The following is a 15,548-nucleotide window of genomic DNA, read 5'->3' as shown; positions in this document are numbered from 1 at the left end:
GGCGATCACTCGGTTGACGTGGCCTTCAGGGCCAGCCACAGCTCCATCCGTACGTCGGGATCGTCCAGCGAGCGCCCCAGGATCTCCTCGACTCGGCGCATCCGATAGCGCAGCGTGTGCCGGTGCACCCCGAGATCCGCCGCGGCCGCGTCCCACTGCCCGTGCCGGGACAGCCACGCCCGCAGCGAGGCGACCAGATCCCCCCGCCCCGTCGCGTCGTGCTCGTGCAGCGCCCGCAGCAGCCCGTCGGCGAACGCCTTCACCGCGTCGTCGGCCAGCAACGGCAGCACGGAGCCCGCGGCCAGCTGCTCGTGCTCCACGAGCACCCGCCCGCGCCGCCGCGCCACGGACAGCGCCTGCTCGGCCTGCTTGTAGGCCGCCGCGGCGGCGATCGGCCCGGCTGGCGCGGACAGCCCCACGACCAGCTCCTCCTCTTCTCCCCCGGCCTGCTCGGGCACCGCCCGTGCCGCCTCCAGCGCCGCCGCGTACTGCGTACAGGCGGCCACCGCCGCACCCCCGTCGGCGGCGAGCACCACCAGCCGTTCTCCATCGGGCACGACCAGTACGGCCTCCCCGGAGCGCGCGGCGGCGGCCTCCACACTCTCCGTGAGCCCGCCCAGCGGATCACCGCCGGCGTCGGCGACGAGGGCGGCGCCCCCGGACACCGACTGGGCGAGATGGCCATGGGCGTCCGCGTGCACCCGGGCGGCGGTTCCGGACACCGACTCGGCGACGATCATCCGGAACGGCGCGTCGAGCAGCCCGCCGTACAGGTCCCCGGCGACGGCGCGGGCGTGGTCGGGTTCCCCGGCGAGCAGCATGCGCAGCACCGCCGTACCGAGGCGCTGTTCGGCCGCGTGCAGGGAGCGGGAGCGTTCGGTGGTGAGGGTGAGCAGGGCGATGGCGGAGTGCACGGCGTACCGTTCGGCGGTGCCGAGGGTGGCGGCGGTGCCGACGGCGAGCGCGGCGCGCGGCCGGCGTCCCGTCCCGAGGGAGTGCAGCTCGACGCGGTCTTCGTGCTCGGGCCCGCCGACGACGGAGGAGGCGGGTGCGGGCCGCTCCCGCAGCCGCTCGACCTCGGGAGTCAGCCGGGCGGCACGCCGCCCCGCCCACTCCGGCGCGGCGGCTACGACGGCGCCGGAGGCGTCGTAGAGGGCGGCCCATCCGTCGACCTGCGCGGCGAGCGCGCCGAGCAGCCCCTCGGGCCCGGCGCTCAGGGCCTGCTTGGTCAGCTCGCGCTGGGCGGCGAAGCCCGCGGTGACGGCCCGGTACTGGTCGGCGGCGATGGCGGCGGACACGGCCTTGCTGATGGCGAGGAAGGGGGTGCGGCGGGGCACTTCGAGGAGCGGCAGCCCTTCCTCCCGCGCGGCCTCGACCAGAGCGTCGGGGATGTCCTCGTAATTCACCCCCACGGCGAACCCGAGCCCGACGACACCGGCCCCGACCAGGCGCTTCACATACCGCCGCATGGCCTCCCGGTCCTCCGCGTCCAGCTTCAGCGCGGTGATCAGCAACAGCTCGCCGCCCTCCATGTACGGCACGGGGTCGGCCAGCTCGCTGACGTGGGCCCAGCGGACGGGCACGTCGAGACGATCCTCGCCCGCGCGCACGGTCAGCTTGAGCGCGGAGTGGTGGACGAGCGAGGCGAGGGTAGGGGGCATGAGGCCTTCAGTACGAGGAATTCCCGGTGATCACGGTGATCACGGTGATCACGGTGATCACGGTGATCCCGGTGATCGAGACAATCACTGCAATCTTTGGCCGAACCGTATGAACGACCTACACCGATTCTGCCTCACCGTACGGTCCCCGCGCCCGCCCCTCACCCCCTCAAATCCACCAGCAACGGCGGCGCATGCTCCCCCCGCACACTCGTCAACGACAACACCGCATGCCCGGCCGGCACCCCATGAGCCAACTCAGAAGCCGACCACCGCTCCCGCTCGACCTGCCGAACGGTGACGGCTCGGGCAGTGGGCGCCTGTCCGGTGATGACCCGGCGCAGCATGTGCACGGCCTTGCCGGCGGGGGTCTGGGCGATGATCTGCCGATCGGTGACATCCCGGGTCTCGGTCCACTCCTTGCCCCACACCTCGGCGAAGTCCTGCCCGTCCCAGGGCGTGACCCCGGACAGCGCCATCCGGCAGCCGGTGGCGCCGAGCAGAGGTCCGCGCAGCGGCCGGGGCACGTCGTCCAGGGTGCGCAGGGTGAGCACCGCGCCGGCACCCACGGAACGCAGCCGCTGGATGCCGCGGACTGCCTCCGGGGTGACGACACCGGAGGCGTCGTCGAGGATCAGACAGGCGAAGAGCGACCGGTCCTCCCGTGCCGTCACGGCCGCTGTGAACTGTGCGAGCACCAGCCGGGCCAGAATCCGGGAGGCGTCGGCGTGGCCGCGCTGAGGCAGGTCGATGCGGACGCGGACCGGATGGTCGAGGGCCTTGAGCGAGAACGGCCGGCTCTGTCCGGAGGTGTCGAAGAAGGCGGCGAAGGCGGGCCGGTCGAGCAGCGCGATCCGGTCGGCGAGCACGGTGCCGACGTCTCCCGGGTGGGCCATCTGCCTCTCGCGGGCGTCGAGTTCGCGCAGCAGCCCGTCCTGTCCGGTGTCCGTCAATGCCTTGCGCAGGGCGGCGAGCGGGCCGGGAGCGCCGTCGAGGAGCCCGCGTAGTTCGGGCACGGACGGGAACCGGCCGTGGACGGCGTGGAAGGGGCCGAGCAGCTGGGCGAGGACCGTGGTGGAGCGGCGGGTGTCGCTGCCCGGGTGCGGGTCGGCGAGATCGCCGACGAGGGCCTCGCCGAGTATGGCCGCGGCCTCGTCGGGGTCGGCCATGCCGCCGTAGAGATCGAGGTCGTAGACGGACTCCGGGTGGCCGATGCGTACGACGACGTCGTAGCCCTCGGCCGGGCCGAGTCCGGCGTCCGCCGCGCCGACGATCACGACGGAGGCGCGCCCGGCGAGGGCGTGCAGGCACAAGGACTCGGCGAGCGGCCGTACCAGCGCGCCGGTCTTTCCGGAGCCGGCCGGGCCGACGGCGAGCAGCGAGGTGCCGAGCAGTCCGGGTTCGAGGCCGAGCCCGGCGCCGCGGTAGTGGTAGGGGTTGCGGGGGTCGTCGGCGGCGGTACCGAGCCGAACCTGGCCGGTGAGCAGGTCGTGGCGGGCGTGCCGGGCGGGCAGGTCGCGCTCACCGCTGGGGTGCAGACAGGCGGCGGAGCCGTCCTTGAGCACGGCGCCGGTGAAGGTGGCCAGGCTGTGCCGTCCCGACCGCACTCCCTGCCAGGCCCGGCTGATCCGGGCGTGATCGACGTCGCGCATGAGCCCGGACCTCGCCTCGGCGGCAAGCCGATCGGCAGCCTCGTGGGCACCGGCATGGCGCAGTTGGGGCCACTCGACAGGGTCCTGCTCCGGTGCGGGCGGACGCTCGGCCACCGGCATGGCCGGACGCCAGGCCGGGGGGCCGTAGCGGCGCCAGACCTCGCCCCAGCGACCGAGACGGCCGGCGATCAGCAGGATGGAGAGGCCGATGAGGGTGTAATAGCCGTACCAGAGGAAGGCACGCGCCACATTGCTGTCGCTGTTGCGCCAGGATTCGGGGACGAGCAGTTGGAGCGGCAGCACCCACCAGCTGCCGAGATAGCCGTTCCACAGCAGGGACCAGACCAGCCAGCCGACGAGGAAGGCGATGAGGGCTCCGCTGATCAGCTGCCGGGCCGGGATCCGCTCGGGCTCCTGCTCGGGCCGGGGCCGGTGTCCGAGGCGCCACACGCCGGGCGCCGCCTCCGGGCGCGGTGTCCGCAGCCAGGTCAGGAAGGCGGAGCCGTCCGGAGTCGGCGGGAGCCCAGGTGGTGACGTGGGCATCGGTGGCATGCCACCCCCCTGTGGCGGTGTCGCCGGACGCGGTACAGGATGCGCATGCGTGCCGCGTGCGTCGCGCGTGCCGTCGCCGTCCATCGCCCTTGCCCCCTGACCAGCCGTTCCATCCACCATCAGCGAGCCAATCTAACGCCCCGGGAAGGGGAGTTCACCGCATACGTGGCCGAGAGCGCCCGCCGACTGGGCGTACCCCGGTCACGCGGCTATGTCCATGGCGGACAACCGGAGTCCCCGACAACGCCCACATGGAGCATGCCCACCCCCCACCCCCGGCCCTAGCCTGCGAAGAAAGATAGGTAAGCGGCCGAAAACGCACCGCCCGGAATCGTCCGGGACCGCCCGGTACGCAAGATCATCAGGGAGCCCCCATGACCGCACTTCCGCAGGAGCGCCGCGTCGTCACCGCCATCCCCGGTCCGAAGTCGCAGGAGCTGCAGGCCCGCCGTACCGCCGCGGTCGCGCAGGGCGTGGGCTCGGTGCTGCCGGTCTTCACCGCGCGCGCCGGTGGCGGGATCATCGAGGACGTCGACGGCAACCGGCTCATCGACTTCGGGTCCGGCATCGCCGTGACCTCCGTCGGCGCCTCCGCCGAAGCCGTCGTACGGCGTGCCGCCGCCCAGCTCGCCGACTTCACCCACACCTGTTTCATGGTCACCCCGTACGAGGGCTATGTAGAGGTCGCGGAGGCTCTCGCCGAGCTGACCCCGGGTGACCACGCCAAGAAGTCCGCGCTGTTCAACTCCGGCGCCGAGGCCGTCGAGAACGCCGTCAAGATCGCTCGTGCCTACACCAAGCGGCAGGCCGTGGTGGTGTTCGACCACGGGTACCACGGGCGGACCAACCTGACCATGGCGCTCACCGCCAAGAACATGCCGTACAAGCACGGGTTCGGGCCGTTCGCGCCCGAGGTGTACCGGGTGCCGGTGGCGTACGGCTACCGCTGGCCGACCGGTGCGGAGAACGCCGGTCCCGAGGCCGCCGCGCAGGCCATCGACCAGATGAGCAAGCAGGTCGGTGCGGACAACATCGCCGCGATCATCATCGAGCCGGTGCTCGGCGAGGGCGGCTTCATCGAGCCGGCCAAGGGGTTCCTCCCGGCGATTCGGCAGTTCGCCGCCGACAACGGGATCGTCTTCGTCGCCGATGAGATCCAGTCCGGGTTCTGCCGGACGGGCCAGTGGTTCGCCTGCGAGGACGAGGGGATCGTGCCTGACCTGATCACGACCGCCAAGGGCATCGCCGGTGGGCTTCCGCTCGCCGCCGTCACCGGGCGCGCCGAGATCATGGACGCCGCGCACGCCGGTGGCCTGGGTGGTACCTACGGCGGCAACCCGGTCGCCTGCGCCGGTGCGCTCGGTGCCATCGAGACCATGAAGGAGCTGGACCTCAACGGCAAGGCCAAGCGCATCGAGGAGGTCATGAAGGGCCGCCTCGCCGCCATGGCCGAGAAGTTCGACATCATCGGTGACGTCCGTGGGCGCGGCGCCATGATCGCCATCGAGCTGGTCAAGGACCGTACGACCAAGGAGCCGAACCCCGAAGCCACCGCCGCGCTCGCCAAGGCCTGCCACGCCGAAGGGCTGCTGGTCCTGACCTGCGGCACCTACGGCAACGTGCTGCGCTTCCTGCCCCCGCTGGTGATCGGCGAGGACCTCCTGAACGAGGGCCTCGACATCATCGAACAGGCCTTCGCGCGCATCTGAGCGAGCGATCCGCACCTGTGAACGGCACCTACGGCAGGCCGTGTGAAGAACGTGTGGGAGGTGGATGGCGGGACGCGATTCCATCTGCCCAAGCGCCTCGGCCTGCCGTAAGTTCTACCCAGATGAGAGATACACCCCGTCCACAGGGGACTGTGGGCGTTTTCAGGACGAGGCCTCCCCAGCTTCGACCTGGTCGTGCCCTCGCGCACACATCCGGCGCCTGACGGCTCCGGGATCTCCTCACCGATCGGACGGTCGCCGCCCCAAACCCCCCGGGGCGCGCGACGTTCCGATCCGATCGGCCGCCTCGGAACCACCCCCCCTGTTCCGGGGCGGCCGGCCTCCTTCTCCCGAACAACCTGCGAAGCTGGGCGCCGTGTCGACCGTTGTCCGCCGTGCCCCGCTGCTCGTCCTTCCGGCCGTGCTCCTCGTCCTGTCCACCTGGCAGGTCGTGGCGCACGGCCCGTTGCTTCGGCTGGACGCCCGCCTCAGCCGGGCCCTCGCCCATCCGGACCGGTTCTCCGAGATCCTCTCCGACCTCGGGAACGCTCAGGTCGCCGTGCCGGTGCTGCTCGTCGCCATCGGCTACGTCCTGTGGCGGGGCCGGCGCGGTGGTGCGCCCCGCTGGTGGCTGCCGCCGCTCGGCGCGTTCGTGCTGATGGCACTGGTCCCGGCGATCATCGTCCCGCTCAAGGACTGGACCGCCCGGCCGGGGACCCCCGTGGTGCCCCCGGCCGTCGGCTATTTTCCCTCCGGCCACACGGCCACGGCGGCCGTCGCCTACGGCTCGGCGACCCTGCTCCTGCTCCCCTGGCTGCGCACACCGGCCGCCCGCCGGAGCCTGCTCGCCCTCTGCACGGTCCTGGTCCTCGGGGTGTCGTACGGACTGGTCCGGCGCGGTTATCACTGGCCGCTGGACGTGCTGGCCAGCTGGTGCCTGTGCACCGTGCTGCTGACCAGCCTGTCCCTGGTGATCAGCCGGAGTACGCGTCGAGGTTCTTCTGGAACTCCCAGTCCGGGCAGCGGTCCCAGTTCACCGACGACGTCATCGGACCGCGCAGCGCCGGCCAGGTCCCATGAGTCGCGTACGAGCCGCAGTTCGTCTTCTTCCTCAGGCAGTCCAGGGTCTTCGTGATCTCGGACGGCGGTACGCAGCCGTTGCCCGCGCCGGTCGACGCCGGCATGCCGATCGTGACCTGGTCGGGATGTGGAAGTCGGCACCGCCCCAAAGGGGCGCGGGGAACCGCGCGACCAGCCACGACGGACCCGCAGACGTACGAGCCGCGGACGTAACCGGACAGGGTGTACGTCGAGTCCGGCTGGACGGGACCGTCTGTGCGCACTGAGCGTCGTCGCTGCCGGCCGGGGGCGCCCGCAGCGCGGAACCGCCGCTGCGCACTGGCGAGTTCACGGTCGTACCGCTGCCTGCCCTACAACTCCAGCCGGTCAGGCCGGACGCGGGCGGGGGCGGGGGCGGATCCGGGACGGTCCACGGCCCCGGCGGGACCCGGAAGAGAGGCCCTAGACACCCCCGTCCCCACCCCCGCCCCCGGCCAGCCGCGCCGCCGCCTCGTGCATCGCCAGCTCCAGCAGCGCGGGATCGGTCAGCGTGCCCGAGCCGTCCGGTGGCACCAGCCAGCGCACACCCCTGGTCACCCGGCCGGGATACGGTACGACGATCCAGGTGCCGGGTCCCGCGGTACGGATGCCGGTGCCGACCCAGCGGGCCGCGGTGCCCGGCGGCACGAAGAACCCGACCCGGTTGTCGCCGAAGTCGACGAGCACCGGGCCGGGTTGGTCGAGGATTCGGGTGAGCACGTCCAGGGTCGGATAGCCGAGGTCGCCCGGCAGGATCAGTACGTCCCAGGCCCTGCCGGCGGGCAGCAGCGCGATCCCCAGGGGATTGCGCTCCCATTCCCAGCGGCAGGCCTCGGGATCCGGTGCGACGGATGCCAGCCACTCGACGGCCGTCTTCGCCCCAGTCATCAGAAGGCCTCCCTTTCTCTCGCCCGACCGTCCGGCGCGGTCGCGTCAAGGAGAGAGAGGGAGGCCTTCCAGGGGGCATTACGCGGGTTCTACACCCCCTTCGATGTGACCTAGGTCACACTTCGGTGTCGTGTCGGCTGGGGGTCACCACCCGTAGTCCCAGTCCCAGACCCACACGTAGCAGTGGCGGTGGTAGTCCCAGTAGTGGTGGTGATACCAGTGCTCCCCGTCGTGGTCGTGGTGCCAGTAGTCCCCGTCATGGTGATCGTGATGGGCAGCCATGGTCACCGCGGACGTCTGGGGCATCGGCGCCGCCGAGGCGGCCGCCGCGGGCAGCATGACACCTCCGGCGACAACGGCGGCGGAGGCCACCGCCGTCGCCAGGCCCAGACGACGCCTGGGACGGGACTCGTCGTGCTTACGGCTGATGCGAATGATGCGGTTCATGATCTTCTCCTGCTGATCCGGTGAGGGAATCGGCGCCTCCGGTGAGGTCCGTGCTTCCAGTACGCCGGAATGCGACAGCAGGGTCATGCTCCGGAAATTCGTGGCTTGACGCGGCCATAAGGACCGGGTAAAGGCTGCGAAATCCCGCAGACCATACAAAAGGGATCAGCTGTATAAAAGGGATCAGCTGTCGAAGCCCAGCCCCAGCCGGTCCATCGCCCGCAGCCACAGATTGCGGCGGCCGCCCTGCGCGTCCGCACGGGCCAGAGACCACTTGGTGAGGGCGATCCCGGTCCAGGCGAACGGCTCGGGCGGGAACGGCAGCGGCTTCTTGCGGACCATCTCCAGCTCCGTCCGCTCGGTACGCTCCCCGTCCAGCAGGTCGAGCATCACGTCCGCGCCGAAGCGGGTCGCACCCACGCCGAGGCCGGTGTAGCCGGCCGCGTAGGCGACCCTCCCCCCGTGCGCCGTGCCGAAGAACGCCGAGAAGCGCGAGCAGGTGTCGATCGCGCCGCCCCAGGCGTGCGTGAAGCGGACGCCCTCCAGCTGCGGGAAGCAGCTGAAGAAGTGGCCGGCGAGCTTGGCGTACGTCTCCGGCCGGTCGTCGTACTCGGCGCGCACCCTGCCGCCGTAGTGGTGGATCGCGTCGTAGCCGCCCCACAGGATCCGGTTGTCGGCGGACAGCCGGAAGTAGTGGAACTGGTTGGCCGAGTCGCCGAGCCCCTGGCGGTTCTTCCAGCCGATGTCCGACAGCTGCTCGGCGGTCAGCGGCTCCGTCATCAGCGCGTAGTCGTAGACCGGGACGGTGTAGGAGCGCACGCGGCGCAGCAGGTTCGGGAAGATGTTCGTGCCGAGCGCGACCCTGCGGGCGCGGACCGCGCCGTACGGCGTGCTGACGGCCATGCCGGCGCCGTACTGCTTGAGGGTGAGCGCGGGCGTGTGCTCGTACACCCGCACGCCCAGTTTGACGCAGGCCTGCTTCAGGCCCCAGGCGAGCTTGGCCGGATGCAGCATGGCCACGCCGCGGCGGTCCCACAGGCCCGCCTCGAACGTCGGCGAGTTCACCTGCTCGCGCACCGCGTCGGCATCCAGGAACTCGATGCCGTCCGCGAGTCCCTTCTCCTCCAACTCCCGGTGCCAGTCGCGAAGTTCCCAGGCCTGGTAGGTCTCGGTGGCGACGTCGATCTCGCCGGTCCGCTCGAAGTCGCAGTCGATGCCGTGCCGGGCTACCGCGGCCTCGATCTCGTCGAGGTTGCGCCGGCCCAGCTCCTCCAGTTTCTGGATCTCGTCGGGCCAGCGGGTCAGCCCGTTGGGCAGGCCGTGGGTGAGGGAGGCGGCGCAGAAGCCGCCGTTGCGGCCGGAGGCGGCCCAGCCCACCTCGCGGCCTTCCAGCAGCACCACCTCGCGCTGCGGGTCGCGCTCCTTGGCATTGAGCGCGGTCCACAGCCCGCTGTAGCCGCCGCCGACGACCAGCAGGTCGCAGGTGTCGGTGCCGGTGAGGGCGGGCTCGGCCTGCGGCTTGCCGGGGTCTTCCAGCCAGTACGGGACCGGCTGGGCTTCGGAGAGAGAGGCGATCCAGTTGTCTTTGCCACGACTCATGGCGCTTGGGGCCATGATTTCAACTCCCTACGAGGGCTTTCTTGAAAGGCTTATGCCTTTTGGTTGTTACGGCGGTTGTTGATGATCATCGAGATCAGGACGAACAGTACGGCGACGAGGAACATGGCCGTACCGATGACATTGATCTGAACGGGTGTTCCGCGCTGCGCCGAACCCCACACGAACATGGGGAAGGTGACGGTCGAGCCCGCGTTGAAATTGGTGATGATGAAATCGTCGAAGGAGAGCGCGAAGGACAGCAGCGCGCCCGCGGCGATTCCGGGTGCCGCGATCGGCAGGGTGACCCGCAGGAAGGTCTGCGCGGGACCGGCGTACAGGTCGCGTGCGGCCTCCTCCAGGCGTGGATCCATCGACATCACACGCGCCTTGACCGCGGTGACGACGAAGCTGAGGCAGAACATGATGTGCGCGATGAGGATCGTGTAGAAGCCCAGCTGGGCGCCCATGTTGAGGAACAGGGTGAGCAGCGAGGCGGCCATGACGACCTCGGGCATCGCCATCGGCAGGAAGATCAGCGAGTTGACGGCGCCGCGGGCGCGGAAGCGGTAGCGGACCAGCGCGAAGGCGATCATCGTGCCGAGGATCGTGGCGCCGATCGTCGCCCAGATCGCGATCTGGAGGCTGATGGACAGCGAGCCGCACATGTCGGCGACGCCGCACGGCTTCTTCCAGGCGTCCAGCGAGAACTGCTGCCACTCGTAATTGAAGCGCCCCTTCGGCTTGTTGAAGGAGAACACCGTCACGATGACGTTCGGCAGCAGGAGATAGGCGAGCGTCGAAATCCCGAAGATGACGACGAGATGGCGCTTGAGCCAGTTGACGAAGGGCATTTAGACCAGATCCTCCGTCCCGGACCGGCGGATGTAGATCGTGACCATGGCCAGGATGGCGGCCATGAGGATGAAGGACAGGGCCGCGGCCGTGGGGTAGTCGAGAATCCGCAGGAACTGCGTCTGGATGACGTTGCCGATCATGCGGGTGTCGGTGGAGCCGAGGAGTTCGGAGTTGACGTAGTCACCGGCCGCCGGGATGAAGGTCAGCAGTGTGCCGGAGACCACGCCCGGCATGGACAGCGGGAAGGTGACCTTGCGGAAGGTGGTCCAGGGCCTGGCGTACAGGTCGCCGGCCGCCTCGTGCAGCCGTCCGTCGATCCGCTCCAGCGAGGTGTACAGCGGCAGGATCATGAACGGCAGGAAGTTGTACGTCAGTCCGCACACCACCGCGAGCGGGGTGGCGAGAACGCGGTCGCCGGCCGTCCAGCCGAGCCAGTTGGTGAGGTCAAGGATGTGCAGCGAGTTCAGGACGTGCACGACCGGGCCGTTGTCGGCGAGGATCGTCTTCCAGGCGAGGGTGCGGATCAGGAAACTGGTGAAGAACGGAGCGATCACCAGGATCATGATCAGGTTCCGCCAGCGGCCCGCGCGGAAGGCGATCAGATAGGCCAGCGGATAGCCGAGCAGCAGGCACAGGACGGTCGCGGCGGCGGCGTAGAACACGGACCGCAGGAACTGCGGCCAGTACTGGGACAGCGCGTCCCAGTACGTCGCGAAGTGCCAGGTGACCTTGTAGCCCTCCTCCAGGGAGCCCTGCTGTACGGAGGTGGAGGCCTGGTAGATCATCGGCAGCGCGAAGAAGATGACCAGCCACAGGATGCCGGGCAGCAGCAGCCAGTACGGCGTGAACCGGCCGCGTTTGCGCGGGGGCTTGTTCTCCGGCCCGGCGGGGGCGAGGGGCGGAGGCGCCTCGGTGAGCGTCGACATCAGGCGGCCGCCTCTTCCTCGGTGCCCGCGTCGATGTCCTGAGCCGCGTCGAAACCGAAGGTATGGGCCGGGCTCCAGTGCAGGACGACGTCGGCGCCGGGCATCAGCCGGCCGTCGCGCTCGACGTTCTGCACGTACACCGCCAGTTCGTCGCAGACCGGGCTGTCGATCACGTACTGCGTGGAGACGCCGATGAAACTCGCGTCGGCGATCTTGCCGGTGAGGCGGTTGCGGCCCTCGGGGATCTCGCCCGCGTCGTCGGCGTGGGTGAGGGAGATCTTCTCAGGCCGGATGCCGACCAGCACCTTCCCGCCGGCCTTCGCGGGCGCCGAACATCGCGACTCGGGCAGCACGAGCTTGCCGCCGCCGGCCTTCAGGACGATGTCGCCGCCGTTCTTCGTGTCCACCTCGGCCTCGATGAGGTTGGAGGTGCCGAGGAAGTTCGCGACGAAGGTGGTGTTCGGGTTCTCGTACAGGTCGGTGGGCGAGCCGAGTTGCTCGACGCGGCCCGCGTTCATCACGGCGACCGTGTCGGCCATGGTCATGGCCTCCTCCTGGTCGTGCGTGACGTGTACGAAGGTGATGCCGACCTCGGTCTGGATGCGCTTAAGCTCCAGCTGCATCTGGCGGCGCAGCTTGAGGTCGAGGGCGCCGAGCGGCTCGTCGAGCAGGAGGACCTTCGGGTGGTTGATGAGGGCGCGGGCCACCGCCACACGCTGCTGCTGGCCACCGGAGAGCTGGTGCGGCTTCTTGCGCGCCTGCTCGCCGAGCTGGACCAGCTCCAGCATGTCCTCGACCTGCTTCTTCACGCTCTTGATGCCGCGCCGGCGCAGGCCGAAGGCGACGTTCTCGAAGATGTCGAGGTGCGGGAAGAGGGCGTAGGACTGGAAGACCGTGTTCACCGGCCGCTTGTACGGCGGCAGATGGGTCACTTCCTGGTCGCCGAGGTGGACGGCGCCCGTCGTGGGCTCCTCCAGGCCGGCGATCATGCGCAGGGTGGTGGTCTTGCCACAGCCGGAGGCGCCGAGCAGGGCGAAGAAGGAGCCCTGGGGGACGGTCAGATCGAGCGGCTGTACGGCGGTGAAGCCGTTGTCGTACGTCTTGCTGATACCGGAGAGGCGGACGTCGCCGCTGCTGTCTGGTGTCGTCATCGTCGTCGTCACGCCCCTGTGAGCTTCGAGAACTTCTGCTGGTAGGCGGTCTCTTCCTGCTGCGTCAGCACGCGGAAGGAATGGGACTTCGCCTGCATGGCCTTGTCGGGAATGATCAGCGGGTTGTTCGCCGCCGACTGGTCGATCTTCGCGAGGTAGGGCTTCACTCCCGCGACCGGACTCACGTAGTTGATGTAGGCGGCGAGCTCGGCGGCCGGCTGCGGCTCGTAGAAGTAGTCGATGAGCCGCTCGGCGTTCGTCTTGTGGCGCGCCCTGTTGGGGATCAGCATGTTGTCGGTCGACGTCATGTAGCCGGCGGCGGGGATGACGTAACCGACGTCCGGGTTGTCCGCCTGAAGCTGGACGATGTCGCCGCCCCAGGCGACGCATGCGGCGAAGTCGCCCTTGCTGAGGTCCGACGTGTAGTCGTTGCCGGTGAAGCGGCGGATCTGGCCCTTGTCGACGGCCTTCTGCAGGCGGGCGATCACGGCGTCGAAGTCGTCGGCGGTGAACTTCGCCGGGTCCTTGCCCATGTCGAGCATGGTCATGCCGATGGTGTCGCGCATCTCGGTCAAGAAGCCGACGCGGCCCTTGAGTTTGGGGTTGTCCAGCAGGTCGGAGACCGACTTCACCTCGATGCCGTTCAGGGCCTTCTTGTTGTAGGCGACGACGGTCGAAACGCCCTGCCAGGGGTACGAGTACGCCCGGCCCGGATCCCAGTCCGGCGCGCGGAACTGGTCCGACAGGTTGGCGAAGGCATGCGGCAGGTTGGAGGGGTCCAGTTTCTGGACGTACCCCAGCCGGATCATGCGGGCGGCCAGCCAGTCGGTGAGGACGATGAGGTCACGGCCGGTGTCCTGGCCGGCGGCGAGCTGCGGCTGGATCTTGCCGAAGAACTCGTCGTTGTCGTTGATGTCCTCGGTGTACTTGATCTGGATGCCGGTCTGCCGGGCGAACGCGTCGAGCGTGGGGTGGCGCTTGGTCTTGTCGTCCACGTCGATGTACTCGGGCCAGTTGGAGAAGTTGACGACCTTCTCCGTGGCCGAGTGGTCGTCGGCCGAGACGCCGCCCTGCGACTTGTTCGCCGGGGGGATCCCGCAGGCGCTCAGCGCCCCTAGTCCGCCGACCGCCAGCGCGCCGCCCGCGGAGGCGCGCAGCAGCGAGCGGCGGGTCATGGCGGCCCGGCCGTTACGGAGACTGCGCCGTACGGCGGCGGCTTCGACCGGCGTCAGGCGGTCGGGCTCGTACTGCTCCATGCGCGTGGTGCCCTTTCGGAGGGAGGGTCGGCCTGGTCGGGGCCGGATCGTCAACCCGGCGGCAAGCCGTCTGTGTGATGTCCGGTGTCGCCGGACGACGGTTGCTACCGGTCCCCGAAGATCGTGCGGTGCCAGTCCTTGCGGGCGACCGCAGTATTGTCGAACATTACGTGCTTGACCTGCGTGTACTCCTCGAATGAGTACGCCGACATGTCCTTGCCGAAGCCGGAGGCCTTGTAGCCGCCGTGCGGCATCTCACTGATGATCGGGATGTGGTCGTTGATCCACACACACCCCGCCTTGATCTCGCGGGTGGCGCGGTTGGCGCGGTACACGTCGCTGCTCCACGCGGAGGCGGCGAGGCCGTACGGGGTGTCGTTGGCCAGCCGGATGCCCTCATCATCACTGTCGAACGGTAGTACGACCAGTACTGGGCCGAAGATCTCGGACTGGACGATCTCGCTGTCCTGGGCGGCGCCGGCGATCAGGGTCGGCCGGTAGTAGGCGCCCTTCGCCAGGTCGCCCTGCGGTGCCTCGCCGCCGGTCACCACGCGCGCGTAGGCACGCGCCCGGTCCACGAACCCCGCCACCCGGTCCCGCTGGACGTGCGAGATGAGCGGGCCGAGATCGGTGCCCGCGGCGAACGGGTCCCCGAGGCGAACGGTCTCCATCAGCGCGGCGGTCTGCTCCACGAAGGCGTCGTAGAGCGGTCGCTGCACGTACGCGCGCGTGGCGGCCGTGCAGTCCTGGCCGGTGTTGATGAGCGCCCCGGCGACGGCCCCGTGGACGGCGGCCTCCGGATCGGCGTCGTCGAAGACGACGAAGGGCGCCTTGCCGCCCAGCTCCAGGTGCAGCCGCTTGACGGTGGCGGTGGCGACCTCGGCGACGCGTTTGCCGACGGCGGTGGACCCGGTGAAGGAGGTCATGGCGACGTCGGGGTGCCCGACGAGGCGCTCCCCGGCCTCCCTTCCGGTCCCGGTGACGATGTTGACAACCCCGTCCGGGATACCGGCGTCCGCGGCGGCCTGGGCGAAGAGCAGCGAGGTGAGCGGTGTCAGCTCGGCGGGCTTCAGCACGATGGTGTTGCCCGCGGCGATCGCCGGGAGGATCTTCCAGGCGGCCATCTGCAGCGGGTAGTTCCAGGGCGCGACGGACCCGACGACACCGATCGGCTCGCGCCGGATGTACGACGTGTGGTCGCCCGAGTACTCACCGGCGGACTGCCCCTGCAGATGCCGGGCGGCACCCGCGAAGAAGGCGGTGTTGTCGATGGTCCCCGGCACGTCGAACTCGCGGGTCAGCTTCAGCGGCTTGCCACACTGAAGGGACTCGGCGCGGGCGAATTCCTCGGCGCGGTCGGCGAGCACGGCGGCGAACCGGTGCAGGGCGGCGGAGCGCTCGCCCGGGGTGGCCGAGGACCAGCCCGGGAAGACCTCGCGCGCGGCGGCCACGGCCGCGTCGACGTCGTCGGTGCCGGCCAGCTCATAGGTGTACACCTCCGCGCCGGTGGCGGGGTCGACCACGGCGTGGGTGCGGCCCGAGGTGCCCTGGGTCAGGCGACCGGCGATGAACTGCGCGCCATCGGCGAATCGGTCCTGTGCGGGGAATCGTTCCGGGGTGGCGGTGCCCGGGTTGTGCATGTCGCTCTCCTCCGCCGTTCGCCCCGTCCCGGGGGGTGGGTGGCGTAGCTCCAGCTCGATTTGAGTGCCGATCCTGACAGAGCAATAGGACTCCAACAAGTGATTCCGTTGTTG

General features: G+C 69.9%; 12 protein-coding genes. 2 read left to right on the top strand and 10 right to left on the bottom strand.

The features are described 5' to 3' along the window. Window positions 1-5 precede the first annotated feature (5 nt). Together AV521_RS26635 and AV521_RS26630 are read right to left on the bottom strand one after the other, a co-directional pair. Window positions 6-1,661 carry a PucR family transcriptional regulator gene (locus tag AV521_RS26635; RefSeq protein ID WP_076091447.1) on the bottom strand — a complete coding sequence of 552 codons (1,656 nt, stop codon included), beginning with the start codon at window positions 1,659-1,661 and terminating at the stop codon, window positions 6-8. 161 nt (window positions 1,662-1,822) lie between these two features. Continuing rightward, window positions 1,823-3,949 carry an ATP-binding protein gene (locus AV521_RS26630; protein WP_079249410.1) on the bottom strand — a complete coding sequence of 709 codons (2,127 nt, stop codon included), beginning with the start codon at window positions 3,947-3,949 and terminating at the stop codon, window positions 1,823-1,825. Window positions 3,950-4,239: 290 nt separating this feature from the next. On the opposite strand from AV521_RS26630, the gene gabT reads away from it, so the two are divergent. Both gabT and AV521_RS26615 read left to right on the top strand, forming a co-directional pair. Further along, the gene (gabT, locus tag AV521_RS26620; protein WP_076091440.1) at window positions 4,240-5,574 is read left to right on the top strand and encodes a 4-aminobutyrate--2-oxoglutarate transaminase; all 1,335 of its coding nucleotides are present in this window, start codon (window positions 4,240-4,242) and stop codon (window positions 5,572-5,574) included. A gap of 376 nt (window positions 5,575-5,950) precedes the next feature. After that, a complete protein-coding gene (locus AV521_RS26615) occupies window positions 5,951-6,709 on the top strand; it encodes a phosphatase PAP2 family protein (RefSeq protein ID WP_076091438.1) in 759 nt (252 codons plus the stop codon). A 386-nt stretch (window positions 6,710-7,095) separates the two neighbouring features. Here the strand turns inward: AV521_RS26615 and AV521_RS26600 are convergent, their stop codons facing one another. The 8 genes from AV521_RS26600 to AV521_RS26565 all read right to left on the bottom strand — a co-directional run bounded on the left by AV521_RS26600 (window position 7,096) and on the right by AV521_RS26565 (window position 15,434). Further along, on the bottom strand, window positions 7,096-7,560 hold the full coding sequence (locus AV521_RS26600) for a hypothetical protein (RefSeq protein ID WP_076091436.1): 465 nt from the start codon (window positions 7,558-7,560) through the stop codon (window positions 7,096-7,098). Window positions 7,561-7,704: 144 nt separating this feature from the next. Next, on the bottom strand, window positions 7,705-8,007 hold the full coding sequence (locus tag AV521_RS48725; protein ID WP_143658651.1) for a hypothetical protein: 303 nt from the start codon (window positions 8,005-8,007) through the stop codon (window positions 7,705-7,707). Window positions 8,008-8,190: 183 nt separating this feature from the next. Continuing rightward, window positions 8,191-9,621: an FAD-binding oxidoreductase gene (locus AV521_RS26590; protein ID WP_076091432.1), complete on the bottom strand. Its 1,431-nt coding sequence runs from the start codon at window positions 9,619-9,621 to the stop codon at window positions 8,191-8,193. 35 nt (window positions 9,622-9,656) lie between these two features. Next, entirely contained in the window at window positions 9,657-10,457 is an 801-nt protein-coding gene (locus AV521_RS26585) for an ABC transporter permease (protein ID WP_076091430.1), read from the bottom strand. Further along, window positions 10,458-11,387, bottom strand: a complete 930-nt coding sequence (locus tag AV521_RS26580; protein WP_076091428.1) for an ABC transporter permease — start codon at window positions 11,385-11,387, stop codon at window positions 10,458-10,460. It abuts the gene before it with no gap. Further along, the gene (locus AV521_RS26575; protein WP_076091426.1) at window positions 11,387-12,538 is read right to left on the bottom strand and encodes an ABC transporter ATP-binding protein; all 1,152 of its coding nucleotides are present in this window, start codon (window positions 12,536-12,538) and stop codon (window positions 11,387-11,389) included. Before AV521_RS26575 ends, AV521_RS26580 begins: the two co-directional genes overlap by 1 nt. 8 nt (window positions 12,539-12,546) lie before the next feature. After that, window positions 12,547-13,794 (bottom strand): spermidine/putrescine ABC transporter substrate-binding protein, encoded by a 1,248-nt coding sequence (locus tag AV521_RS26570; RefSeq protein ID WP_076091424.1) that lies wholly within the window; start codon window positions 13,792-13,794, stop codon window positions 12,547-12,549. Window positions 13,795-13,898: 104 nt separating this feature from the next. Further along, entirely contained in the window at window positions 13,899-15,434 is a 1,536-nt protein-coding gene (locus tag AV521_RS26565; RefSeq protein WP_076091422.1) for a gamma-aminobutyraldehyde dehydrogenase, read from the bottom strand. Window positions 15,435-15,548: the final 114 nt, after the last annotated feature.

This window comes from Streptomyces sp. IMTB 2501, assembly GCF_001953885.1.
GTDB lineage: Bacteria > Actinomycetota > Actinomycetes > Streptomycetales > Streptomycetaceae > Streptomyces.
This window is presented reverse-complemented; position numbering and strand designations above follow the sequence as displayed.

Coding starts and splice junctions, on each gene's coding strand:
- AV521_RS26635 (WP_076091447.1), bottom strand. CDS start 1,661: ATGCCCCCTACCCTCGCCTCGCTCGTCCACCACTCCGCGCTCAAGCTG.
- AV521_RS26630 (WP_079249410.1), bottom strand. CDS start 3,949: ATGGACGGCGACGGCACGCGCGACGCACGCGGCACGCATGCGCATCCT.
- gabT (WP_076091440.1), top strand. CDS start 4,240: ATGACCGCACTTCCGCAGGAGCGCCGCGTCGTCACCGCCATCCCCGGT.
- AV521_RS26600 (WP_076091436.1), bottom strand. CDS start 7,560: ATGACTGGGGCGAAGACGGCCGTCGAGTGGCTGGCATCCGTCGCACCG.
- AV521_RS48725 (WP_143658651.1), bottom strand. CDS start 8,007: ATGAACCGCATCATTCGCATCAGCCGTAAGCACGACGAGTCCCGTCCC.
- AV521_RS26590 (WP_076091432.1), bottom strand. CDS start 9,621: ATGGCCCCAAGCGCCATGAGTCGTGGCAAAGACAACTGGATCGCCTCT.
- AV521_RS26585 (WP_076091430.1), bottom strand. CDS start 10,457: ATGCCCTTCGTCAACTGGCTCAAGCGCCATCTCGTCGTCATCTTCGGG.
- AV521_RS26580 (WP_076091428.1), bottom strand. CDS start 11,387: ATGTCGACGCTCACCGAGGCGCCTCCGCCCCTCGCCCCCGCCGGGCCG.
- AV521_RS26575 (WP_076091426.1), bottom strand. CDS start 12,538: ATGACGACACCAGACAGCAGCGGCGACGTCCGCCTCTCCGGTATCAGC.
- AV521_RS26570 (WP_076091424.1), bottom strand. CDS start 13,794: ATGGAGCAGTACGAGCCCGACCGCCTGACGCCGGTCGAAGCCGCCGCC.
- AV521_RS26565 (WP_076091422.1), bottom strand. CDS start 15,434: ATGCACAACCCGGGCACCGCCACCCCGGAACGATTCCCCGCACAGGAC.